This is a genomic window from Serratia sp. (in: enterobacteria) (assembly GCF_046715635.1).
Classification (GTDB): Bacteria; Pseudomonadota; Gammaproteobacteria; order Enterobacterales; family Enterobacteriaceae; genus Chania.
Window position 1 is genome coordinate 1 of sequence record NZ_JBKJYW010000248.1, and the last position, 23667, is coordinate 23667.

At 55.1% G+C, this 23667-nt stretch carries 20 protein-coding genes; 11 read left to right on the top strand and 9 right to left on the bottom strand.

Annotated elements, in window-relative coordinates:
* The 5 genes from proX to ACLQ7H_RS12260 form a co-directional block, all read right to left on the bottom strand.
* Positions 1-522, bottom strand: a 522-nt coding sequence (gene proX, locus ACLQ7H_RS12240) for a glycine betaine/L-proline ABC transporter substrate-binding protein ProX (RefSeq protein ID WP_411752903.1), incomplete at its 3' end; no start/stop codon positions are given.
* Positions 523-594: 72 nt separating this feature from the next.
* Complete coding sequence (gene proW / locus ACLQ7H_RS12245) at positions 595-1704, bottom strand: glycine betaine/L-proline ABC transporter permease ProW (protein ID WP_411752904.1); 1110 nt, start codon at positions 1702-1704, stop codon at positions 595-597.
* Positions 1697-2899, bottom strand: coding sequence for a glycine betaine/L-proline ABC transporter ATP-binding protein ProV (gene proV, locus ACLQ7H_RS12250; RefSeq protein ID WP_411752905.1), 1203 nt, complete (start codon positions 2897-2899; stop codon positions 1697-1699). The genes proW and proV overlap by 8 nt, the downstream gene beginning before the upstream one ends.
* A gap of 344 nt (positions 2900-3243) precedes the next feature.
* A complete protein-coding gene (locus ACLQ7H_RS12255) occupies positions 3244-4044 on the bottom strand; it encodes a DeoR/GlpR family DNA-binding transcription regulator (RefSeq protein WP_411752906.1) in 801 nt (266 codons plus the stop codon).
* A 35-nt stretch (positions 4045-4079) separates the two neighbouring features.
* Positions 4080-4976, bottom strand: coding sequence for a sugar kinase (locus ACLQ7H_RS12260; protein WP_411752907.1), 897 nt, complete (start codon positions 4974-4976; stop codon positions 4080-4082).
* Between the two features lie 225 nt (positions 4977-5201).
* Here ACLQ7H_RS12260 and yihU point away from each other — a divergent pair, with 225 nt between their 5' ends.
* From yihU to ompL, 8 genes are all read left to right on the top strand, one after another.
* Positions 5202-6092 carry a sulfolactaldehyde 3-reductase gene (gene yihU, locus ACLQ7H_RS12265; RefSeq protein ID WP_411752908.1) on the top strand — a complete coding sequence of 297 codons (891 nt, stop codon included), beginning with the start codon at positions 5202-5204 and terminating at the stop codon, positions 6090-6092.
* Positions 6093-6140: 48 nt separating this feature from the next.
* On the top strand, positions 6141-7004 hold the full coding sequence (locus tag ACLQ7H_RS12270) for a class II fructose-bisphosphate aldolase (RefSeq protein ID WP_411752909.1): 864 nt from the start codon (positions 6141-6143) through the stop codon (positions 7002-7004).
* Positions 7005-7051: 47 nt separating this feature from the next.
* A complete protein-coding gene (locus tag ACLQ7H_RS12275) occupies positions 7052-8095 on the top strand; it encodes an aldose epimerase family protein (RefSeq protein ID WP_411752910.1) in 1044 nt (347 codons plus the stop codon).
* Between the two features lie 27 nt (positions 8096-8122).
* Entirely contained in the window at positions 8123-9466 is a 1344-nt protein-coding gene (locus ACLQ7H_RS12280; protein WP_411752911.1) for an L-fucose/L-arabinose isomerase family protein, read from the top strand.
* Positions 9467-9520: 54 nt separating this feature from the next.
* Complete coding sequence (locus ACLQ7H_RS12285) at positions 9521-11548, top strand: alpha-glucosidase (protein ID WP_411752912.1); 2028 nt, start codon at positions 9521-9523, stop codon at positions 11546-11548.
* A gap of 80 nt (positions 11549-11628) precedes the next feature.
* Entirely contained in the window at positions 11629-13026 is a 1398-nt protein-coding gene (locus ACLQ7H_RS12290; protein WP_411752913.1) for an MFS transporter, read from the top strand.
* 184 nt (positions 13027-13210) lie between these two features.
* Positions 13211-14647: an MFS transporter gene (locus tag ACLQ7H_RS12295; protein ID WP_411752914.1), complete on the top strand. Its 1437-nt coding sequence runs from the start codon at positions 13211-13213 to the stop codon at positions 14645-14647.
* 104 nt (positions 14648-14751) lie between these two features.
* Positions 14752-15471: a porin OmpL gene (gene ompL, locus ACLQ7H_RS12300; protein WP_411752915.1), complete on the top strand. Its 720-nt coding sequence runs from the start codon at positions 14752-14754 to the stop codon at positions 15469-15471.
* 128 nt (positions 15472-15599) lie between these two features.
* Here ompL and ACLQ7H_RS12305 read toward each other — a convergent pair whose 3' ends face one another.
* The gene (locus ACLQ7H_RS12305; protein WP_411752916.1) at positions 15600-16286 is read right to left on the bottom strand and encodes a response regulator; all 687 of its coding nucleotides are present in this window, start codon (positions 16284-16286) and stop codon (positions 15600-15602) included.
* 17 nt (positions 16287-16303) lie between these two features.
* A complete protein-coding gene (locus tag ACLQ7H_RS12310) occupies positions 16304-17896 on the bottom strand; it encodes an ATP-binding protein (RefSeq protein WP_411752917.1) in 1593 nt (530 codons plus the stop codon).
* Positions 17897-18239: 343 nt separating this feature from the next.
* On the opposite strand from ACLQ7H_RS12310, the gene ACLQ7H_RS12315 reads away from it, so the two are divergent.
* The 3 genes from ACLQ7H_RS12315 (at position 18240) to ACLQ7H_RS12325 (ending at position 20654) form a co-directional block, all read left to right on the top strand.
* Positions 18240-19592 (top strand): 2-hydroxycarboxylate transporter family protein, encoded by a 1353-nt coding sequence (locus ACLQ7H_RS12315; protein WP_411752918.1) that lies wholly within the window; start codon positions 18240-18242, stop codon positions 19590-19592.
* 487 nt (positions 19593-20079) lie between these two features.
* Positions 20080-20370: a CopG family ribbon-helix-helix protein gene (locus tag ACLQ7H_RS12320; RefSeq protein WP_411752919.1), complete on the top strand. Its 291-nt coding sequence runs from the start codon at positions 20080-20082 to the stop codon at positions 20368-20370.
* Complete coding sequence (locus ACLQ7H_RS12325) at positions 20367-20654, top strand: type II toxin-antitoxin system RelE/ParE family toxin (RefSeq protein ID WP_411752920.1); 288 nt, start codon at positions 20367-20369, stop codon at positions 20652-20654. The genes ACLQ7H_RS12320 and ACLQ7H_RS12325 overlap by 4 nt, the downstream gene beginning before the upstream one ends.
* A 47-nt stretch (positions 20655-20701) precedes the next feature.
* Here the strand turns inward: ACLQ7H_RS12325 and nrdF are convergent, their stop codons facing one another.
* Positions 20702-21661, bottom strand: a complete 960-nt coding sequence (gene nrdF / locus ACLQ7H_RS12330; RefSeq protein ID WP_411752921.1) for a class 1b ribonucleoside-diphosphate reductase subunit beta — start codon at positions 21659-21661, stop codon at positions 20702-20704.
* A gap of 8 nt (positions 21662-21669) precedes the next feature.
* Positions 21670-23667 (bottom strand): class 1b ribonucleoside-diphosphate reductase subunit alpha (gene nrdE / locus ACLQ7H_RS12335; protein WP_411752922.1); only part of this gene is annotated, 1998 nt, incomplete at its 5' end.

Below are 23667 nucleotides of genomic sequence, written 5' to 3' on the forward strand. Positions count from 1 at the left end.
GGCTTCGATATGGTGATTAATCACCGTTTCACAGCCCCAGCCCGGGGTGCAGCCGGTCAAGTCGGCTTTGCCGTCACCGTTGGTATCAAACAGCTTGGCTATTTTCGGATCTTTTAGCTGCTCAACGTTGGTGATGTGATACTGCTCGGCGGTTTTTTTGTCGATCAGGTAACCCTGAGCGGCACCGCTGACGTAAGCCCCTTCACGATAGAATTTTTTATCGCCCCCGGCGGCCTGATACTGATCGGCGTGCAACTGATCCCAGTTCACCGCCAGAAAAGTGGCATCCCCTGCGGCGATGGAAGTGTAGGCCACGTTGTAGTCCACCTCACGCGGCTCTTTGACGTCATAACCGAGTTTTTCCAATGCCTTGCTGACCAGCAGCGTTTGGAAGGTCTCCTCGGAGATGGTGCTCTGTATCGGTTGTACCGAAATACCTTTTCCTGGCAAATCAGCAGCGGAAGCAACCTGTGAACCAAGCAGTGTGGTAAGGGCAATCGCCCAGATCCCTGTAGTGCGCATAGTTTTTCCTCTGTTATTGATGTTGTTTGGAGATAGCCCGCCAGGGCAGAAAGCCGCTGGCGGGAAGTACCATCAGGCTTTTTTGATAAACGGGCGAGCGATCAACCCTATTGGGCCGTGGGTATACCAGCGGCCTAGCCCTTTACTGCGGCGATCGCGCCCCAGAGACTGGGTGAGGCGATCGAGAATAATGGCCAGAATAACGATACCGACGCCACCTACGGCGGCCAGCCCCATATCCAGGCGGCCGATGCCACGCAGCACCATCTGGCCCAGACCGCCTACGGCAATCATCGAGGCGATAACCACCATCGACAGCGCCAGCATCAGCGTCTGGTTAACCCCGGCCATGATGGTTGGCATGGCCAGCGGCAACTGAACTTTAAACAGCAGTTGGCGCGGGCTGGAGCCGAAGGATTCGGCAGCTTCGATCAGATCTTCCGGCACCTGCTTGATGCCCAGAATGGTCAGACGCACGATGGGCGGCAGGGCGAAGATGATCGTAACCACCACCCCCGGCACGTTACCGATACCGAACAGCATGACGATCGGTACCAGATAGACGAAGGCTGGCGTGGTCTGCATGGCATCAAGCAGTGGCCGGATCACCTTGGCGGCATGTTTGCTGCGTGCCAACCATATGCCTAACGGCAGGCCGATCAGGATGCAAAAGAACAGGGCGGTGAGCACCAGCGCCAGTGTGACCATCGCCTGTGACCAGGCCCCGATAGCGCCGATGGCGACTAACGACAGCAGCGTGGCGGCCCCCATGCCGAGGCTGGATATCTGCCAGGCGATCAGCGAGAACAGCAAAATGGCGACTGGAGCAGGCATGCCCAGCAGAAACTGCTGGAAACCGCTGAGAATGAAATCCACCGGCACCCGAATGCCCTGGAACAGCGGACGGAAGTGCAGCACCAGCCAATCAATGGCGTGGGTGACCCAGCTGTCAAACGGCACCCAAGCCTTGTGGAACGGATCCAGCAGGCTAAAGTGCTCGGGCTCCACTGGGGCGCTGTTAAGCCAGTCAGCGCTCGATGCGGCCTGATTAGCGGCATCATGTGGCACGCTGTCTAACGGTGCGCCGGTTGCCCAGGGATCGCTGCTGGTGGCAGCCTGGCTTACCGGGGCATCGTTAGGGGATGTGGCAGTTGTTGCCCATGGATCCTGATTATCACTCATTCGTAGGGCCCTCTTTATCTAAAGCCTGCAGCAGCATGCCTTTGGAAATAATACCGATATAGTTGTTGTCTTCCCCGACCACCGGCACGGCGCAAGGGGCCTGTGCTACCAGTGAGATCAGCTCGCTCAGCGGCATATCGGCCGGAACGGGCAGTGGGGCATCCAGCAAGGCCTCGTCCAACGTTTGATTGGCCGCTAGCGCCTGCTTGAGAGAGTCTATCGATACCACGCCGATAAATTTCTGGCCGCGTTCAAGCACGTAGCCATAGTCACGGTCTTCATCACGCAGGATCTGCAATGCAGAGCGCGGACCAAAACCGGGGGTCTTACGGATCAGGGTCACCGGGCGACGTTTGGCGATATCTTTGGCACTGAAAACGTGGCTGATATCGACGCCGCGGAAGAAGGTGCGCACATAATCATTGGCCGGATTATTTAATATCTCATCCGGGGTACCTACCTGGATCACTTCGCCGCCCTGCATAATGGCAATGCGATCGCCAATACGCATCGCTTCATCCAGATCGTGGGAAATAAATACGATGGTGCGCTGATGTTTTGCCTGTAATTTAACGAGCTCATCCTGCATCTCGGCACGAATTAATGGGTCCAGCGCAGAGAAGGCTTCATCCATTAACAATATATCCGGATCGTTAGCCATGGCGCGGGCTAAGCCGACACGCTGGCGCATACCACCGGACAGTTCATCGGGATAAGCATTGGCATAATTTTCCAGCCCAACCTGACGCAAAGCATCCAGCGCTTTTTCCTGGCGTTCCTGTAAAGGAATACCCGCTAATTCCATGCCGAAGGCGGTATTATTTAATACGTTCATATGCGGCATTAAGGCGAATGACTGGAACACCATGCTGATCTTATTTCGCCGTACGGTGCGCAGCGCAGCATCGGATATTTTTGATATATCCTCGCCGTCAATCAGCACCTCACCGCGGGTGGGTTCTATCAGACGATTGAGAAGGCGTACCAAGGTGGATTTACCGGAACCGGAAAGCCCCATGATGACAAATATCTCGCCTTCTTCAATGGCCAGAGAGGCGTTCTTGACGCCAAGTGATAACCCCGTTTTCTCTAACAGCTGGTCTTTCGTCAAACCTTTGTCTATCAGCTTAAATGCGCGTTCCGGGTGCTCACCAAATATCTTATATAAATTTTTTACTTCTAGTTTAATTGCCATGCAATGTGCTGTTTCCTGTGGTTTATTATCAAACGATAAAGTTGTCCTAATAGAAAATAAGAGTGCCCTATACCCTAACACACTGACATTCTGAGACAACCCTCAATGTCCCTATCCTCGGATTTTTCTCGTCATTTCACGGCGGATGATTGGCCAAAATTACCCGATTTTTACATTGTTAATTAACCGTAATCATTAAGCGGAAATGACCGGATATATTGGTGGTTTTGGCAACTATTTTAAGCGGATATTGGCGGTGTCAAACGAGCAATTAATGCACGCATAATAAAACGCTGCGTGCATTAATGAACGGCAGGAAAATCAGCGAGTTTAGCGCCGCTGGATCACAGCGTGGGTTCTTCGCTATGGGTGGGGATGATCACCAACTCCACCTGCTGCTGCTGCAACAAGGTTCCCACTGCCGAAGGGGGAGGTGTATCGGTGAATAGTGCGGTCACCTGGCGGGTATTGCCGATCTCTACCGCTGCTGAGGCATGGAACTTGGTGTGGTCCGCTGCTAGCAGAATATGGCGTGAGTGCGCCATCATCGCCTTCACCACGCCGGACTCATTCACGTCAAATTCCAGTAGATCGCCGTTGGCTTCGATTGCCCCTACGCTGGTGATCAGGTAATCGGCGCGAAAGCCCTCCACAAAGCTTACGGCGCTGGGGCCGATGATACCGCCATTATTGGGGCGCAGTGTGCCGCCCGGCACCATCACTTCGAACTCGGTATTTTTATACAGGATATGTGCCACCCGCAGGCTGTTGGTAATGATGCGCAAGTGGTTATGGTTCATCAGCGCTCGGGCAACATGTTCAACGGTAGTGCCTATGGTGATAAAAAGGGTGGAACGATCGGGAATGTAATCGGCAATGGCTTCCGCAATGGCAATTTTCTCTTGAGTGTAAGAGAGTTCCCGTTGCTCAAAGGCCGTGTTGACCACGCTAGAGGCACGGCCCGCCCCACCATGATGGCGGCTAATCAGCCCCTGGTCGCTCAGTTTGCGGATATCGCGCCTGACCGTCTGCGTTGAAACCTCCAGCAATTGTGCCAGCTCGTCGATGTTCATATAGCCGCGCTGGGCGATCAACTGAATCAGCTGATCGTGGCGTGGGTTGCCGGTAAGTTCAGTCAGATTCATATTCCACTCTCTTAATATTGTCATCGCCAACCATATTATACAAAACTGGCCAGGAAAGAGTCAGTTTGATCACAATTGGGGATGCCAGCGCGCCCGCCAGGACGAGTACACTTCAATGCGGCAACTGCATTGGCATAACGCACCGCCTGGGCTATATCAGGTTGTGAACCCAGGGCTACCGCTAGCGCACCGTGAAAAACGTCTCCGGCCCCCGTGGTATCCACCACCTCAACCCGAAAGCCAGGCTGATGTTTGAGTTGAGCGTTTTCCAGCCAGAAACAGCCATGCTTGCCCTGAGTGACATAAACTTGTCCGTTTTTGTCATTTTTTGCTGCACGCAATCCCTGCTCGATGTCCGTTTGTCCCGTCATCCGCAGCAAACCCGGTTCGGAGAAGGCGGCATGGTCGGCCAAAGCAACCAGCGGGCGGATATCTTGTGGTGTGACATCGGCATCCAACAGGGTAGTGACACCCGCGCGCCGGGCCAAGGTGAAGGCGGTCAATGCCCCTTGATGCCAACGCACGTCCGCCAACACCACGTCGTACTGGCTAAAGTCGATGTCATGCAGCCATCCGGCATCCTCGGGTAAATCTGGGCTGGGATGGTTGATGATCATGCGTTCACCCAAGGCGTCCACCAGCACTGCCGATTGTGATGAGCGCGACTGTGGGCAACGGCGGGCATGTCTGACATTGACGCCAAAGCTGCCCAGCTCGGCCAACAGGGTTTGCCCGGTGGCATCGTCCCCGACCCGGCCAATGAAATCCACCTCTGCGCCCAATCTGGCTGCGGCCACCGCAGCCGTTGCCGCCGGGCCTCCGCCAATTTCGCGGTAGTCGGTGGCAACATATTTCCCCCCGCCTTCAGGCAGTTTCTCTACGTAATACAGGCGGTCTTGCACTGCAATGCCTACGCATGCGATTCGAGTCATGATCTGGATCCCTGGATGTTGAGCTGTGGTAAGCGAACGGTTTTCAGCAAAAAGTGGCTACCGATCACGCTGCCACCATTTTAATTCACTCAAATGTTAAAAGAGTGACGGCTGTCAATTTTTTGACCATAAATTACAAATACGATCAAAAACAGACAAAAATGGTCTGATTTGTGGCCAGTAAAATGACACAGAGATGACACGGGTAACCAACAGGAGAGAACCATGGCACAGATCGCATTTATCGGGCTAGGGCAAATGGGCGCGCCGATGGCCAGCAACCTGATCAAGCAGGGGCACCGGCTGAACGTTTCTGATATCAGCCCGGCGGCGGTCAGCGCCTTGGTAGCTCAAGGGGCCAAGGCGGCAACCAGCCCGGCGCAGGCGGCACAGGACGCGGAGTTCGTCATCACCATGTTGCCTAACGGCGAACTGGTGCATGAGGTGTTATTGGGTGCCGAGGGGGTGTGCTGCACCTTATCGCCTGCGGCATTGGTGATGGATATGTCCACCATCCACCCGCTGCAAACGGACCGACTGATTGCCCAGATGCAGGCCCGGGGCTTTAGCCTGATGGATGCCCCGGTAGGGCGGACTTCAGACCATGCTCAGGCTGGCACGTTGCTGATCCTGGCGGGGGGCACTGCCGAGCAGGTGGAGCGTGCTACGCCAGTGCTGATGGCGATGGGATCGGAGCTGATCAACGCCGGTGGGCCAGGCATGGGGATCCGCGTGAAGCTGATCAACAACTACATGAGCATCGCGCTCAACGCGCTGTCTGCCGAAGCTGCGGTGCTGTGCGAGGCGCTGGGCCTGTCGTTTGACGTTGCGCTGCAAGTGATGAGCGGCACACCGGCAGGCAAAGGGCATTTCACCACCACCTGGCCGAACAAGGTGCTGAAGGGCGATCTCAGCCCGGCGTTCATGATCGATCTGGCGCACAAGGATCTGGGCATAGCGCTGGATGTAGCCAATCAGTTGCACGTTGCCATGCCGATGGGCGCGGCCTCACGCGAGGTTTACAGCCAGGCGCGGGCCAGCGGGCGCGGGCGTCAGGATTGGAGTGCCATTTTGGAACAGGTTCGTACTGCTTCGGGCAGAGCGGATCACGCGTAACACTTAACGTAATTGCGGTTGCTATGCAGCGCGCAGAGGGGAGAAGAAATGCCTTATTTATCTGGTAACACCATGATCCAACATGCATGGGAAAACGGCTATGCCATCGGCGCGTTCAGCGCACACAACGCCGAAACCATTCGCGCCATTTTGCTGGCAGCCGAACAGGAGCAGGCCCCGATCATGATCCAGGTGGGGCAGAAAGTGATTAGCGTGATGGGTCTGGAGCCCATGAAGGCGATGATCGATGCGTTTATGCACGATATCACGGTGCCGGTGTGCATCCATCTGGATCACAGCCGCAGCTTCGAACAGACCATGCATGCGGTGCAGGCCGGGTTCCAGTCGGTGATGTTTGACGGCTCTCACCTGTCATTTGACGAAAACGTGCGGATCACCCGTGCCGTGGCGGACGTGGCCCACGCGCTGAACATTGGGGTCGAAGGTGAGATCGGCAAGATCGGCGGCACCGAGGATGATATTTCGGTCGACGAAAAAGACGCCCTGATCACCAGCAGTGATGAAGCGCTGCAGTTTGCTCAATCGACCACGGTGGATTATCTGGCGGTGTCCATCGGCACCGCTCACGGCCTGTACAAGCAGGAGCCCAAGCTGGCGTTCGAACGCCTGCAAGAGATCCGCGAGATCGTCAAAAAGCCGATTGTGCTGCACGGTGGCTCCGGCGTACCGGACGATCAGATCCGCAAGGCGGTTTCACTGGGCGTCGCCAAGGTGAACGTGGACACAGAACTGCGGCAGGCCTTCACCCAGGGCATGGCTGAAGTGCTAGACAAGGATCCGCACGAGTTTGTCTTGGCGGTGTCGCTTGGGCATGGCCGTGATGTGATGCAGGCCAAGGTCGCCGAAAAAATCAGGCTGTTTGGCAGCCAGGGTAAAGCCGCTCAGTTTTAAGCATCCGTTGCGCGGCAAGCTGCCGCGCTCACCATAGGGCACAGATTATGACAACCATTCAACGCCAGCATTTTGGCGAACATCAGGGGCAGGCCGTTTCCCTTTTCACGCTGACCAATGCCAACGGGATGCGGCTGTGCGTGACCGATTACGGCTGCATCATTACTCAGCTTTGGGTGCCGGATCGCCATGGGCAGGCGGAAGATGTCGTGATGGGTTTCGACAATTTGGCGGCTTATCAGGCCGGGCACCCGTTCTTCGGCGCGATAGCCGGGCGCTGCGCCAACCGTATCGCTGGTGGTCGTTTCTGCATCGACGGTCAGGAATATATTCTGGCCACCAACGAGCTTCCTACCGGGCAACACCTGCACGGCGGGCGTCGGGGTTTTGACAAGTATGTCTGGCAGGCACAGGAAGACGGCGACGGCATTATTTTCAGCCGTACCTCTATCGACGGTGAGGAAGGCTATCCGGGCAATCTGCAGGTTAGCCACCGCATCGGCCTGACGGAGGACAACGTGATGACGCTGAGCTTTGAGGCGCAAACGGACAAGCCGACGCTGGTCAACCTGGTCAATCACAGCCACTACAACCTGCGCGGACATCAGCACCTGATCCACGATCAGCAGCTCAAGATCGACGCCGACTATATGACGCCGGTGGATGAAACCACCATGTTGCCTACCGGTGAAATCCGCCGCGTTGCCGGGACGGCATTTGATTTCCGCAACGCCCGTCGCTTGGGAGATGCCATGCTGCACCGCCCGGCGCAGGATTTTGATATGAACTATGTGCTTAAGCCTGGCGACGGTGCTTTGCATCCCGCTGCGAGCTTGATCTGCCCACAGACCGGGAGAGTGATGGAAGTGCATACTTCGCTGCCGGGCGTGCAGTTTTATAACGCCTTTAAGCTTTCCAACAAGATCTGGAACGGCAAGGCAGGCCATCGCTATCAGGCGTTTTCCGGCATCTGCCTTGAAACCCAGGCGTTCCCAGACAGCATTCACCACGCCCATTTTGGCAACGTAGTGCTGCGCCCAGGGGAAAACTATTACAGCCAGACTGAACACCGCTTCAGCACCGTGGCATAGATTTATTCGATTACTGGAAGTAATGTGATGAAAAATAAAGCAAAAGTAGGCGTGTTGGCGCTTGGCCGCACCACCTTCGACGTACCCTACGCGCAAGAGATACTGGCGCAGGCCTGGCAGACGCTGAGCGGGATGGATATCGAACTGGTGGGAGAGCCGGTATTGCAGTTTGATGCCGAATCGGCTCTGCAAATGCTGCCCGTACTCAAACAGGCCGATCTCGATCTGCTGCTGATCCTGCAAGTGACCTTTACCGATGCCTCCCTCACCACCGAAGTGGTGCGTGATTTCCCGGTGCCCACGGTGATGTGGTCTTTCCCGGAAGCTCGTACCGGTGGCCGTTTGCGCCTGAACTCTTTCTGCGGGGTGAATCTGGCTTGCCATGCCCTGAGCCGTGAAGCCATCAACGTGCAAACGCTGCACGGCCTGCCGGACGATAGCCGGGTGATTAACGAATTACAGCAGTTGGCACAGGCCGCGGCGATCGTTAAGCGCTTCAAACAGGCCAAGGTGATGGTGATTGGCGAACACCCGCTGGGTTTTGACGCCTGCAACTACAACCAGCAGCAGCTGACGCAACACTTTGGCGTTGAGGTGACTCGCCAGCCGGTGCTGGAGTTTATTGACGAGGTGAAGGCACTGCCGGACAGCGTGGCCGATGCGCCTTATGCCCGCCGTGCCAAGGATTTCCCTAACCTGGCGGAGATGGATCAAACGGCCACCCGCAAAACGCTCAAGGTTTACTCTGCCCTGCGTGAAAAAGCGCAGCGTGAAGGTTACACCGGCATTGCCGTGCGCTGCTGGCCGGATTTCTTTACCGATTACGGCTGCGCGGCCTGCGGGGCATTGGCGTTGATGAACGAAGATAAAGTGCCGTGTGGCTGTGAAGCCGACATGTTTGGCGTGCTCTCTTCGCTGATGGCGCAGTGGGCCTCTGGCAATGCGGCGTTCAATACCGACCTGGTGGATATCGATCCGCAGGATAACAGCGTGGTGTTCTGGCACTGCGGGCAGGCACCGATCGAAATGGCCGATCGCGATGGCCCGGTGCAGGCCACCATCCACTCCAACCGCAAGCTTCCTCTGCTGTCTGAATTTGCTCTCAAACCGGGGCGCATCACGCTATGCCGTATCACTCAGGGCGAGGGCAAGCTGCGCCTGATGCTGGCCGGTGGCGAAATGATCAAGGCTCCGCTGGCCTTTTCCGGCACTGCCGGGACCGCGCGCCTGGATGTGGATGCAGACACTTACCGCCAGCGCCTGATTGCGGCGGGTATGGAGCACCATACCTCGCTGGTTTACGGCGAGCACCGTCCGCTGCTGCGCAAAGTGGCCGGTTTGCTTGGTTTGGACGTGATTGAACTGACCTGAGCGGGCGACCAACGCTTGGAAAAATACGGCATTTAACCTTTTGGAGAATGGATCATGGCTTCTCAGCAAGGCTTGGAACTTACGCAACACGCGGGTGGATTTACGTTGACCTTTCAGCAGCGAGTGTTGTTACAACACACGGCTGCAGCTCCCTGCCTGTGGATTGGGCGCGGCAAGGCGGATATCGAGATGTTCCGCGGCAACTTCAGCATCAAAGACCAGCTCAGTGAAAAACTGGCGCTGACCGAAACCCAGATCGTCCCGCAGGGCAAAGGCTGGCTGATCCGCTTTAGCCGGGGCGATGTGGCCCAGTGCACGCTGGCAATCACTACCGATGCGCAAGGGCGGTTGGAAATGCAGTTGCGCAACAGCGACGAGCAGAACAACCGCATGTGGTTGCGCCTGGCTGCCCAGCAGGAAGATCACGTTTATGGCTGCGGCGAACAGTTTTCCTACTTCGATCTGCGCGGCAAGCCTTTCCCGTTATGGACCAGTGAGCAGGGGGTTGGCCGTAACAAACAGACCTACGTTACCTGGCAGGCAGACTGCCAGGAGAACGCCGGTGGTGATTACTACTGGACCTTCTTCCCACAGCCGACGTTTGTCAGCAGCCAGAAATATTACTGTCACGTAGAAAACAGCTGCTACATGAACTTCGATTTTTCTGCCCCTGAATTCCATGAGCTGGCGATCTGGCAGGAGCAGGCGGTGTTGCGTTTTGACTGCGCCGACAGCTACATCAGCCTGTTGGAAAAGCTGACCGCGTTGCTTGGCCGTCAGCCGGAACTGCCGGACTGGGTGTATGACGGGGTGATCCTGGGCATTCAGGGCGGTACCGAAGTCTGCCAACAGAAGCTGGACGTGATGCGCGAGCACGGTGTCAAGGTTAGCGGGATCTGGGCGCAGGACTGGGAAGGACGGCGGATCACCTCTTTTGGCAAACGCCTGATGTGGAACTGGCGCTGGGACAGCGAGCTGTACCCGGAACTGGATAAGCGCATCCCGCAGTGGAAAAAAGAGGGGGTACATTTCCTGGGGTACATCAACCCTTACGTGGCCATCGAGAAAGAGCTGTATGCCGAGGCAGCCGAGAAAGGCTATCTGACCAAGGATTACGACGGCAAAGACTATCAGGTCGAGTTTGGCGAGTTCTATGCTGGCGTAGTCGATCTCACCAAGCCTGAAGCTTATGACTGGTACAAGAACGTCATCAAAAAGAATCTGATCGAGTTTGGCCTCGACGGCTGGATGGCGGACTTTGGCGAATATCTGCCGACCGATACCGTTTTGCATAACGGCATCGATGCGGAAATCATGCATAACGCCTGGCCAGCGCTGTGGGCCAAGTGCAACTACGACGCGCTGGAAGAATGCGGCAAGCTGGGCGAGATCCTGTTCTTTATGCGCGCGGGTTATACCGGCAGCCAGAAGTATTCGGTGATGATGTGGGCGGGCGATCAGAACGTGGACTGGAGCCTGGACGACGGCCTGGCTTCGGTGATCCCGGCGGCGCTGTCGTTGGCGATGACCGGCCACGGTCTGCACCACAGTGATATCGGCGGCTATACCACGCTGTTTGAGATGAAACGCAGCAAAGAACTGCTGATGCGCTGGTGCGAGTTCTGCGCTTTCACGCCGATGATGCGTACCCACGAAGGCAACCGCCCGGATGATAACTGGCAGTTCGATCATGACGTGGAAACCATCCGTCAGTTTGCCCGCATGAGCCAGGTATTCACCTCCCTCAAGCCGTACATCAAGCAGGCGGTGGCGCTCAATGCGCAGTCCGGCTTACCGGTGATGCGCCCGCTGTTCCTGCATTATGAAGACGATGCTCACACCTACAGTCTGAAATACCAATACCTGTTTGGCCGCGATCTGCTGGTGGCCCCGGTGCATGAAGAAGGGCGCACCGACTGGACGCTCTACCTGCCGCAGGATAGCTGGATCAACCTGTGGACCGGTGAGCCGCATAGCGGGGGAGCCGAGGTGACGATAGCAGCACCAATGGGCCAACCGCCGGTGTTCTATCGGGCGGATAGCGAATGGGCGGAGTTGTTTGCCTCGCTACGCACGCTGTAATCACCAACTGTCAGCCGCCCGTTGCCCAACCGGCAAGGGCGGCTATCTCTGGGAATAGACGTTTTCCAAGGAGAATCACCATGAGTGAAGCTAACCAGGATCCGGTGAAGCTGATATTGCCCCTGCGCGAGAAATTCGCCTATGGCATGGGCGATGTCGGTTCCAACCTGCTGTTGTGTGTCGGCACGCTGTATCTGCTGAAATTCTATACCGACGTGTTAGGGATCCCCGCCGCGTGGGGCGGGCTGATCTTCCTCATCTCGCGTTTCTTTACCGCCTTTACCGATATGGGTACCGGGCTGATGCTCGATTCCCGGCGCAATATTGGCCCCAAAGGCAAATTCCGGCCATTTATCCTTTATGCCTCAATGCCGGTGGCGTTGCTGGTGGTGGCCAACTTTATCGGCGTTGGTGCCTCGTTTGATGTCACCGTTAAAACGGTGATCGCCACGCTGATCTTTATGGCGTTCGGGCTGTTCTTCAGCATGATGAACTGCTCTTACGGCGCGATGGTGCCTGCGATGACCAAAAACCCGCAGGAACGTGCGCAACTGGCTGCCTGGCGGCAGGGCGGGGCGACGGTGGGTCTGTTGTTGTGTACCGTGGCGTTTGTGCCGATCCTGTCGCTGTTTGATGGGCGCCCACAGGTGGGTTATCTGGTGGCAGCGGCGATCTTCGCTTTCGTCGGCATGTTGTGCATGTGGTGGTGCTATTCCGGCGTCAAAGAGCGCTATGTCGAGATCCCGAAACCGGGTGCACCCAAGCCGGGTCTGTTGCAGTCCTTCAAGGCGATCACCGGTAACAAACCGCTGTTCGTACTGTGCGTGGCCAACCTGTGCACGCTGGCGGGGTTCAACATCAAGCTGGCGATCCAGATCTACTACACCCAATACGTCCTCAACGATATCACCCTGTTGTCCTATATGGGTTTCTTCAGTATGGGCTGCATCTTGCTCGGGGTGCTGCTGGTCCCGACGGTGGTGAAACGCTTTGGCAAGAAAAACGTCTATCTGGGCGGCCTGTCGCTGTGGATCCTGGGCGATGCCATGAACTATATGTGGGGCAATACCTCCACGCTGTTTGTGCTGTTCTCTTGCCTGGCGTTCTTCGGCACGGCCTTTGTCAACAGCCTCAACTGGGCGCTGGTGTCGGACACCGTGGAATACGGAGAGTGGAAAACCGGCGTGCGCTCGGAAGGCACGGTTTATACCGGCTTTACCTTCTTTCGCAAGGTTTCCCAAGGGCTGGCGGGCTTCTTCCCTGGCGTGATGCTGGCCTATATCGGCTATGTCCCCAACGTGGCGCAGGGGCCTGGCACGCTGGAAGGCTTGCGGCAGCTGATCTTCCTCTATCCCTGTGGCCTGGCCGTGTTGACCGCATTGACCATGGGGCTGTTCTATCACCTGACGGAGAAGAACTACCTCAAGATCGTCGGTGAGCTGGAAGAGCGCAAGCGGATGGTAAGCCCGGCGCTTTAAGCGGCTCGGTATTAAGCGGGGCGAATTTATTCGCCCCTGAGGTTGCTGACAAATTCCAACTGGCTCACAACGTAGGGGCGCTGCATGCTGTGCCCGCTTGGAGAATCAATGTGTTCGAGTTGAACCTATTAACTCCTGCTATCAGCAAAACGCATGGTGTAAGACAATAATAAGGATCTGTCAGATGGCTAACTCTTTATCCTACCCAGACCCCGTCACGCTGCGGTTACCGCTGCGTGAAAAGTTCGCCTACGGCATGGGGGACTTCGGTTCCAACCTGATGCTGTGTATCGGTACCCTGTATTTGCTGAAGTTCTATACCGATATTCTGGGATTACCCGCCATCTACGGCGGCGTGATCTTCTTGATTGCCAAATTCTTCACCGCCTTCACCGATATGCTGACCGGCGTGCTGCTGGATTCCCGGCGTAATATCGGTGCCAAGGGCAAGTTCAGGCCGTTTATCTTCTATGCCTCGCTGCCGGTGGCTTTGCTGGCCGTGGCCAACTTCCTCAATAGCGGGTTCAGCCTGAATACTAAAACCGTACTGGCCACCGTACTGTTTATGCTGTTCGGCCTGTTCTACAGCCTGATGAACTGCTCCTATGGAGCGATGGTGCCAGCCATCACCAAAAACCCGCAGGAGCGCGCGCACCTGGCCGCTTGGCGGCAGGGAGGTGCAACGCTTGGGCTGCTGTTATGCACCGTGGGCTTTGTCCCGATCCAGATGCTGTTCACTTCACGCCCGGAGATAGGCTATCTGGTTGCCGCGCTGGTGTTTGCGACCTGTGGCGTGTTTTGCATGTGGTGGTGCCATGCCGGGGTCAAAGAACGCTACGTTGACGTGGTACCGGCGCATCATAAACCTGGCATCTTCAAATCCTTCCGCGCCATTTTCCAAAACCCGCCGTTGCTGGTGCTGTGCATCGCCAACCTGTGTACGCTGGCGGCATTTAATATCAAGCTGGCGATCCAGGTCTATTACACCCAATACGTGTTGCACGATATCCATTTGCTGTCCTATATGGGTTTTTTCAGCATGGGCTGCATTCTGATTGGCGTGCTGATGGTGCCAGCGGCGGTGAAGCGTTTTGGCAAAAAGCGGGTCTACCTTGGTGGCCTGTTGCTGTGGTGCCTGGGCGATCTGTGTAACTATGCCTGGGGTGACAGCTCGCTCTCTTTCGTGGCGTTCTCCTGCATGGCCTTCTTCGGGACGGCCTTCGTCAACAGCCTGAACTGGGCGCTGGTGCCCGATACCGTTGATTACGGCGAATGGAAAACCGGCATCCGCGCGGAAGGCTCGGTGTATACCGGTTATACCTTTTCACGCAAGATCTCCGCCGCGCTAGCCGGATTGTTACCGGGCATTATGCTGACGCAGATCGGCTATATTCCGAATGTTGAGCAGTCCGCCTCGGTGCTGAAAGGCCTGCGCGAGTTAATCTTTATTTACCCCTGCGTATTGGCGATGGTTGCTGCCGTCATGATGGGTTTTTTCTATAAGTTAAATGAACAGCTATTTATGCAAATCATCACCGAGATTAATCACAAAAAAGGAAACCGCGAAGAACAGGCCGAGCTTCACCCGGCAATCAATACGGCAATAATCAAAGAAGTCTAAACCAGGGTATTACCAATAATAACGCACAGCTGTCATGCCTAACGGCATGGCGGCGGGATATCTGCACTCTTTTATCAGGAACAATGTCACAAGGAAACTTAACCATGTCTACTTTCTGGGGTTCTCGCAGTAATAAAACCAATACGATACTGCTGGTAGCGGCGTTGTTTGTCTCAGCCAGCGCTCAGGCCGGACGTGCCTATCTGGAAACTCGTGAGGCTTATAATACCGCCTCTGAATTAAACGAAATCATCCTGCGCGGCGGCTATAATTTTGATGGCGGAGCCGGTGTGATGGCCACCAACGCCTATAACATTGGCAAGTTCGATCAGCTCAAGCACAGCTATAACGAGCTGGAGGGCTGGTATCCCCTATTCCGGCCAACGGATAAATGGACGGTGTCTCCCGGCGGGCTGGTCAACTCGAGCAGTGCGGGCTCTGGCGGTGCTATCTATCTGGATAACAACTATAAATTCCTGCCGTTTTTCAACCTGACCGTGCGTTATCGCTATAACCATAATAACTACGATTCCATCGATTTTAACGGCAACCCCGCGCGTAATAATACCCATGAAATTGCCAACTACTGGAACTTTACGCTCAGCGATGAGTTAAATTATACCTTCGAGCCACATTACTTTATCCGGGTAAACGATTTCCACAGTAAGAATGGCAAGAGTCACCATTGGGAGATCACCAATAAGTTCAGCTATAAAATCGATACCCATTGGATGCCCTATCTGGAGCTGCAATGGCTGGACCGCTGGAACGATTATAATAAGGAGCAGTATCGTATCCGCGTAGGGTTGCGGTATACCTTTTAAGCCACATGAATAAAAAGCCCGGCCAAGTCTTGGCCGGGCAAAAAGAGCTGAATGTAACGCTGATGCCGATATCGAAGGGGATATCTATCAATCAGCATAGCCCCGCAATATGACAGACAGATGTCAGCCTAAGCCTTACGGTATAAACGGCGCGGATGACCGATATTGCCGTAGAGCATTTCAACGTGCACAAACTGGGTTGCTACGCAGTATTCCAGATAGCGGCGTGCGGTGGTTTTGCTAATACCGGCGTGTGCCACCACGTCTTCCACCGCATGGGCTACCTCCGGCCGATCGATGAATAGCGCCTGCACCAACTCCAGGGTGAGGGTTTCAATCCCTTTGGCGCTGGGTTCGCTGGAAAACTGCTTGGACTGTAGGTTATACAGCGCATCGACGCTGTTCTGGTCGATGACCTTGAAAGTACGTTGGGTCTGCACAAACTGCATAAAGCGTTCCAGCGAATTGCGCAGCCGCTTATAGGATACCGGTTTGATGATGTAGTCGAAGGCCCCGTTGCGGATCGCCTGGCTACAGGTATTCATGTCGCTGGCGGCGGTGATAAAAATCACCGCGCAGCCGGGCTTTTTCACCGCAGCGTCTTCCATTAGCGTAATGCCCTGGCCGTCCGGTAGAAAGTTGTCCAGCAGGATCAGGCGGGGTTGGTGAGCATTAACTTTTGCTCTGGCTTCCGCCAGGCTAGCGGCATAGGCCACCACCCGCAGGTTGAAATTTTTCTCAAGAAATTCGGCGTGCAGCGTGGCCAGTTGCGGCTCGTCTTCTACGATCAGAACGTCCAGCGTCTCAGGTTGCATAGGTCGGATCCGGGTGCTTAAGCTTTGGGGATAAACAGCGAGAAAATGGCGCCGTGCGGATCGTTGTCCGACACTTCGATGCTGCCATGTGCTTGAGCGACGTGGCTGGCCACCAGGTGCAGGCCAATACCGTGGTCGCCCTTATCTTTGGTTGTCACGCCTTGTTCAAACAGCGTATCACGAACCTGTGGTGCGATCCCGGTGCCACGATCGGCAATTTCGATCACCAGTTCGTTGCTGCTGTCATTGATATAGAGTTCTACCGCTTCATGCGGTGCCGCGCAACGCAGCGTAGCATCGAACGCGTTATCCAGCAGGTTGCCAATAATCGACATCAGCTCGGTTTCATTCAGCGCGGCGGGGATTTGGCGCAGTTGGCAAGCGGGGTCGAAACGGAGTTCAATGCCTTTTTCCCGTGCGCTGGAGTATTTGCCCAACAGCAGGCCACACAGCGCGGCGGAGCTGAAGCGCTGGGAAATAAAATCGAGGATCTCCTGTGCGCCTTCCGACTGAGCTTCCACATAGCGGATGGCTTCGTCATAACGTTGCATATGCAGCAAGCCGGCGAGCGTGGCCGTCCAGTTCAGCTGTTCGTGGCGCATGATGCGCAGGTTATCGGCATAGCGTTTTACCTGGCTAAGCTGGCTGCTGAGGGTGTTGATGTCGTTCTTGTCGCGAAAGCTGATCACCCAACCCTGTAGCTCATCTTCCTGCATGATCCGCACCCGGCTGGCAATCACTCGCACATGGTTGAAACGGCACACCTCATCATGGGTGTCGTGCCCCAGCTGCGCTGCGGCAAAGAAATCGGGCTGTGACTGGATGATCTCAGCGATATGTTGTCCCATCAGATTACTGGCCGGTTGGCGCAGATCCAGCAGCTCACGCGCGGCGTGGTTAATGGTGATGATGCGCAGTTGCGGATCTATGGCGATCACCCCTTCATAGATGGCTTCCAGCAGGGCTTTTTGCTGGCGCACCAGCAGCGCGATCTCTTTCGGCTCTAATGAAAACATCTGGCGTTTCAGGTTTTTCGACAATAGCCAGGAAAAAATAAACAGCGCCGTCAATAGCAAGACGATCGAGGCCACAATCTGGGTCAGCGTGCGGGCATTTAAACTGTCGATATGGGATTTAAGATAGCCGACGGAAACGATACCAATTACCCGGTTATTGCCATCCAGGATCGGTGCCTTGCTACGTAATGAAATACCGATCCCTCCATTGCGGATCGAGATAATACTTTTGCCTTCCAGCACTTCTTTATTATCGCCCCCCACCATGGGGGTTCCCAAACGATCGGCGTGTTCGGAATGGTAAAGGTGCATGGTATGGCTATCGCCGATCACAATATAGCTGGCATCGCTGCTGGCGCGAATTTTTTTCATCAGCGCGGCAATGTATTGCGTGTCGTTATTTTCAACTGCGGTGACCAGGGAGGGGATCAGCGCAATCTCACGTGCTTGCACTTGGGCACGGGCACCCAGATCCCGGTGCAACTGCGCATCCAGTTGGTAGTAAGTGTAAACACCGATCAGCGTCAGCAACACGCAGGAAAAGGCGACCAGGCACAGGAACAGCTTGATATGAAAAGAGAGTTTGATGCGCATGGTTTGCCGCGGGTCCTGGTGTCTGTTTGGATGACTACCCTATCATGAGAAGGTATCAGAGTAATATTGCTCAGGATCAAGTTGTGAGCATCGGTACGGCTTTATTGTAAGAGGAAATATTGCACAGCGGCGTAGCGAACACCGAACGTGCGATAAAATCAGTAAAACTTAAAATAAGCCTATTATTAACGCCATTAACTCCACGGGCTATTTTACATAAAGGGTATTAACACCATAAAAACCATAACCCCCATTAAAAACCCTTTTTTATTTTGAACAAAATCACAGCGGCGACTTCAAGCGTTTCTCTATGATGGCCGAACAAACAATAAGAGGCCAGATTATGAGCACAACCGATGATTCCTACCTTGTTGCCAAAGATAAAACTGCCGATATTCCGCTGCGTGAAAAGTGGTGCCATATTCTGGATAATTACAAAATAGGGATTATACCGCTGCCCTTCTTCGTGCTGGCCGGAGTGCTGATCCTGCTTGATTGCCTGGCAGGCAAATTACCCAGCGATATTGTGGTGATGGTGGCAACGCTGGCGTTCTTTGGCTTTGCCTGCGGTGAGTTTGGCAAACGCCTGCCGCTGGTGGGGAAAATGGGGGCGGCTGCCATCTGCGCCACCTTTATACCTTCCGCACTGGTGCACTATGGTTTGCTGCCGGACGTGGTGGTTGAGTCCACCACCAAATTCTACAAGTCGACCAATATTCTTTATCTCTACATCTGCTGCATCATCGTCGGCAGCATTATGAGTATGAACCGCCAGGTGCTGATCCAGGGCTTCCTGCGTATCTTTGTGCCGATGTTGTGCGGTGAAGTGGCCGGTATGCTGGTCGGGATGGCGGTGGGTATGGCGTTGGGCCTGGATCCGTTCCAGATCTTCTTCTTCCTGATCCTGCCGATCATGGCGGGTGGCGTGGGGGAAGGGGCGATCCCATTATCGATGGGCTATGCCGCTATTTTGCATATGGAGCAGGGCGTAGCCTTGGGGCGTATCCTGCCAATCGTGATGCTGGGCAGCCTGACGGCGATCGTGATTGCCGGTCTGTTGAATCAATTGGGTAAACGTTATCCACACCTTACCGGCGAAGGTAGCTTGATGCCGAGCAAGCAGGGCGATAGCGAGGTCGCGGCGACGGAGAAACTGAGCGGTAACGTGGATGTCGCCACAATTGCCTGCGGCGCGCTGCTGGCCATCCTGCTGTATATGGTAGGCATGTTGTTACACCGGATGATCGGCTTACCGGCCCCGGTGGGGATGCTGTTTGCCGCAGTGGCGGTAAAGCTGGCACACGGCGTTTCGCCACGTATTCAGCAAGGATCGCAGGTGGTGTATAAATTCTTCCGCACCGCCGTGACCTATCCGATCCTGTTTGCAGTGGGGGTAGCCATTACGCCGTGGCAAGAGCTGGTGGATGCCTTCACCGTGCAGAACCTGATGGTGATCGTAGCGACGGTAAGCACGCTGGTGGCAACCGGTTTCCTGGTTGGTAAGAAGATCGGCATGCATCCGATCGACGTGGCCATTGTTTCCTGCTGCCAGAGCGGGCAAGGCGGAACCGGTGATGTCGCGATCCTGACGGCGGGCAACCGGATGTCGCTGATGCCCTTCGCTCAGATCGCAACTCGTATCGGCGGAGCGATCAACGTTTCGCTGTCACTGCTGGTGTTATCGCATTTCTATTGATTACCCCTCACCCCAACCCTCCCACGGGGAGATGGAGCTGAAAGCCCCTGCTCTGTTGGGATATAGGCGAAAATCTCAGCAAGGCTTGAGCCCCCTTTAGCCAAATTGAGTCAATTAATTTACATGATGGATGATCGTACTTTCAGGCCAATTTGAAGAGGTTAATCTGTAATTGATTGATGTGTAAGTAGAATGCAGTGGTTAAGATGTGGCACATTCAGTCCCCTCTCCCTGTGGGAGAGGGTTAGGGTGAGGGGAACATGATGCCTGATTGCGCTGTGTGAACTCCTGGCTAAACCAGTCAATTACCACCTGCACCGGAGGGGGGAGCAGGCGGTTGCGTGGGTAAAGTAGTGAAACCGGCAAGAGGGCCAACGGTGGGATCATTTGATTCCTGGTGGTGAAAAAAACACCATGACTATTGAGTATTCACTAGTGGTGTAGCACAATTGAGCTACATTTATTTTGTCATCGCCGAGGTTTGACCATGTCAACCACCACCATCCGCCTGCCTGAAGAACTTAAAGCTCGCGTCGCGGCCGCAGCAGACAAAGTCGGCGTGAGTTCTCACAGTTTTATTCTGCAGGCGATTACGGAAAAAACTCAGCGGGAAGAATTACGTCGCGATTTCGAGGAACAGGCGGAACAGCGTTATGCCAACATTATCGCCACGGGAGAGACCATTTCCTGGGACGATATGCGCGGTTATCTGGAAAGCTATGTAGTGGGAAATAGCACGGCCATCCAACCTGTGGTGAAAAAACTGGGGGGGCGATGACCAAAATCGAGTTGGCGCCAGAGGTCAGGGATGATATCGAGCGTATTCTCGACCATTTGGCGCACTACGAGGTAGCCGACACCGGCCAGCGAATTCAGGAGATTATCCAGGCGATTACGGTACTGGAACATAATCCGTTGATTGGCAGGCCACTTGGCTCAGCAACGCGTGAGTTGATTATTGGCCAGCAAACGCGAGGATATTTGGCTCTTTACAAGTATGTGCCCGATATTGATACGGTATTTGTTCTGGCCATCCGTAGCCAGAAGGAACTGGGTTATTAATTGTTGATGTTTTAGGTAGAGACGCAGCATGTGCGCCCCGATTAGGCTTAGAACGCCCAGTCTTCATCCTCGGTATTCACCGCCTTGCCCATCACATAGGAAGAGCCGGAACCGGAGAAGAAATCGTGGTTCTCATCGGCGTTAGGGGACAGCGCCGACAGGATCGCCGGATCCACTTGTGCCATTGCCGGTGGGAACAGCGCCTCGTAGCCCAGATTCATCAGCGCCTTGTTGGCGTTATAGTGCAGGAAGGTTTTGACCTCTTCCGTCCAGCCTACTCCGTCGTAGAGCTCTTCGGTATAACGCACCTCGTTGTCGTACAGATCCTGTAGCAAATCGAAGGCAAAGTTCTTCACCTGCTGGCGGCGGGCCGGGCTGGCCTGCTCCAGGCCTTTCTGGAACTTGTAGCCGATATAGTAGCCATGCACCGCCTCATCGCGAATGATCAGGCGGATCAGATCGGCGGTGTTGGTCAGTTTGGCCCGGCTTGACCAGTACATGGGCAGGTAAAAGCCGGAATAGAACAGGAACGACTCCAGAAACACGCTGGCGACCTTTTTCAACAGCGGATCGTCGCTGCGATAGTGCGCCAGAATGATGCTGGCTTTTTTCTGTAGCGTGGCGTTTTCCTCGCTCCAACGGTAAGCCTCGTCAACATCCCGGGTTTGGCACAGGGTGGAGAATATCGAACTGTAGGAACGGGCGTGTACCGCCTCCATAAAGCTGATATTGGAATACACCGCCTCTTCGTGCGGGGTGATGGAATCTGCGATCAGCGCCGGAGCGCCAACGGTATTCTGGATGGTATCCAGTAGCGTCAGCCCGGTAAACACGCGGATGGTGAGTTGTTGCTCCTTGGCGGTCAGCGTAGCCCAGGACGGAATATCGTTCGACAGCGGTACCTTTTCCGGCAGCCAGAAGTTGCTGGTCAGGCGGTTCCACACTTCCAGATCCTTGTCGTCATCAATCTTGTTCCAGTTGATGGCCTGCACTCGTCGCATTGTCATAATTTTCCTCACAGCGCGCAGGACACGCAGCCCTGCACCTCGGTCCCTTCCAACGCCATCTGGCGCAGGCGGATGTAATAAATGGTCTTGATGCCTTTACGCCAGGCGTAGATTTGCGCGCGGTTAATATCGCGGGTGGTGGCGGTATCGCGGAAAAACAGCGTCAGCGACAAGCCTTGATCCACATGCTGCGTGGCGGCGGCGTAGGTATCGATAATCTTTTCCGGGCCAATGTCGTAAGCGTCCTGGTAATACTCCAGGTTGTCGTTGGTCATGTAGGGGGCAGGGTAATAAACCCGGCCAATCTTGCCCTCCTTGCGGATCTCGATGCGTGAGACGATCGGATGGATGCTGGAGGTCGAGTTATTGATGTAGGAGATGGAGCCGGTAGGCGGCACCGCCTGCAGGTTCTGGTTATACAGCCCGTGCATCATCACCGCTGCGCGCAATGCCAACCATTCCTCACGCCCAGGTATGGCGATGTTGGCGTTGGCGAACAGCTCACGCACCCGCGCAGTTTTTGGCTGCCACTCCTGCTCGATGTATTTGCTGAAATACTCCCCACTGGCGTAGGTGGAGTTCTCGAAACCGGCAAAGCTGTTACCGCGCGCTATTGCCAACCGGTTGGAGGCGAGCAGGGCATGGTAGGTCACGGTGTAGAAGTAAATATTGGTGAAATCGATCCCTTCGTCCGAACCGTAAAAGATGCGTTCGCGCGCCAGATAGCCGTGCAGGTTCATCTGGCCGAGACCAATGGCATGGGAGGCCTGATTCCCGGCGGCGATAGACGGCACCGAGCCGATATCGCTCATATCCGCTACCGCCGTCAGCCCGTAGATCGCAGTTTCCACCGCCTTGCCGAAATCGGGGGCATCCATGACTTTGGCAATGTTTAGCGAACCGAGATTGCAGGAGATATCTTTGCCGATCTCGGCATAGCTCAGATCCTGATGATAACGGCTGGCGCTGTTGACCTGCAGGATCTCCGAACACAGGTTGCTCATATTGATGCGCCCGGCGATCGGATTGCTGCGGTTGACCGTATCTTCAAACATCATGTACGGATAACCGGATTCGAATTGGATCTCCGCCAGCAGTTGGAAAAACTCACGGGCGTTGATACGGGATTTGCGGATGCGCTTGTCATCCACCATCTCACGGTATTTTTCGCTGACGCTGATCTCTGACAGCGGTACGCCGTACACCTGTTGCACATCGTAAGGAGAGAACAGGTACATCTCTTCGTTGTTTTTTGCCAGCTCGAAGGTGATATCCGGGATCACCACTCCCAGCGACAGGGTTTTGATACGAATTTTTTCGTCGGCATTTTCCCGCTTGGTATCCAGAAAGCGCAGAATATCGGGGTGATGGGCGTGCAGATACACCGCCCCGGCACCTTGACGTGCCCCCAGCTGATTGGCGTAGGAGAAGGCATCTTCCAGCATTTTCATTATCGGGATCACGCCTGAGGACTGATTTTCAATGCGTTTTATCGGCGCGCCTGCTTCGCGGATATTGGTCAGCAGAAATGCCACGCCACCGCCACGTTTGGAGAGTTGCAGCGCCGAATTCACTGCCCGGCCAATCGACTCCATATTGTCTTCGATACGCAGCAGGAAGCAGGAAACCAGTTCGCCACGCTGCTGTTTGCCACAGTTGAGGAAGGTCGGCGTGGCAGGTTGGAAGCGCCCGGAGATCATCTCTTCCACCAGATCCTGAGCTAAGGCGGTATCACCAGCGGCCAGACGTAACGCCACCATACATACCCGATCCTCGTAGCGCTCCAGATAGCGTTTGCCGTCAAAGGTTTTCAGCGTGTAGCTGGTGTAATACTTAAAGGCACCCAGGAAGGTCGCGAAGCGGAATTTCTTGGCATAAGCCTGCTGGAATAGCTGCTTGATAAAGGCGAATTCATATTGTGCCAGCAGCGTCGCTTCGTAATAACCTTCATCGACCAGATAACGCAGCTTCTCTGCCAGATTGTGGAAGAACACGGTGTTCTGGTT

What these genes read in the sequence shown, in the direction of transcription:
- nrdF (WP_411752921.1), bottom strand. Translation starts at nt 21,661, where the DNA reads ATGACAATGCGACGAGTGCAGGCCATCAACTGGAACAAGATTGATGAC.
- ACLQ7H_RS12285 (WP_411752912.1), top strand. Translation starts at nt 9,521, where the DNA reads ATGGCTTCTCAGCAAGGCTTGGAACTTACGCAACACGCGGGTGGATTT.
- ACLQ7H_RS12255 (WP_411752906.1), bottom strand. Translation starts at nt 4,044, where the DNA reads ATGAATCTGACTGAACTTACCGGCAACCCACGCCACGATCAGCTGATT.
- ACLQ7H_RS12280 (WP_411752911.1), top strand. Translation starts at nt 8,123, where the DNA reads ATGAAAAATAAAGCAAAAGTAGGCGTGTTGGCGCTTGGCCGCACCACC.
- ACLQ7H_RS12270 (WP_411752909.1), top strand. Translation starts at nt 6,141, where the DNA reads ATGCCTTATTTATCTGGTAACACCATGATCCAACATGCATGGGAAAAC.
- ACLQ7H_RS12260 (WP_411752907.1), bottom strand. Translation starts at nt 4,976, where the DNA reads ATGACTCGAATCGCATGCGTAGGCATTGCAGTGCAAGACCGCCTGTAT.
- ACLQ7H_RS12275 (WP_411752910.1), top strand. Translation starts at nt 7,052, where the DNA reads ATGACAACCATTCAACGCCAGCATTTTGGCGAACATCAGGGGCAGGCC.
- yihU (WP_411752908.1), top strand. Translation starts at nt 5,202, where the DNA reads ATGGCACAGATCGCATTTATCGGGCTAGGGCAAATGGGCGCGCCGATG.
- ACLQ7H_RS12310 (WP_411752917.1), bottom strand. Translation starts at nt 17,896, where the DNA reads ATGCGCATCAAACTCTCTTTTCATATCAAGCTGTTCCTGTGCCTGGTC.
- ompL (WP_411752915.1), top strand. Translation starts at nt 14,752, where the DNA reads ATGTCTACTTTCTGGGGTTCTCGCAGTAATAAAACCAATACGATACTG.
- ACLQ7H_RS12290 (WP_411752913.1), top strand. Translation starts at nt 11,629, where the DNA reads ATGAGTGAAGCTAACCAGGATCCGGTGAAGCTGATATTGCCCCTGCGC.
- ACLQ7H_RS12325 (WP_411752920.1), top strand. Translation starts at nt 20,367, where the DNA reads ATGACCAAAATCGAGTTGGCGCCAGAGGTCAGGGATGATATCGAGCGT.
- ACLQ7H_RS12295 (WP_411752914.1), top strand. Translation starts at nt 13,211, where the DNA reads ATGGCTAACTCTTTATCCTACCCAGACCCCGTCACGCTGCGGTTACCG.
- ACLQ7H_RS12305 (WP_411752916.1), bottom strand. Translation starts at nt 16,286, where the DNA reads ATGCAACCTGAGACGCTGGACGTTCTGATCGTAGAAGACGAGCCGCAA.
- ACLQ7H_RS12320 (WP_411752919.1), top strand. Translation starts at nt 20,080, where the DNA reads ATGTCAACCACCACCATCCGCCTGCCTGAAGAACTTAAAGCTCGCGTC.
- proV (WP_411752905.1), bottom strand. Translation starts at nt 2,899, where the DNA reads ATGGCAATTAAACTAGAAGTAAAAAATTTATATAAGATATTTGGTGAG.
- ACLQ7H_RS12315 (WP_411752918.1), top strand. Translation starts at nt 18,240, where the DNA reads ATGAGCACAACCGATGATTCCTACCTTGTTGCCAAAGATAAAACTGCC.
- proW (WP_411752904.1), bottom strand. Translation starts at nt 1,704, where the DNA reads ATGAGTGATAATCAGGATCCATGGGCAACAACTGCCACATCCCCTAAC.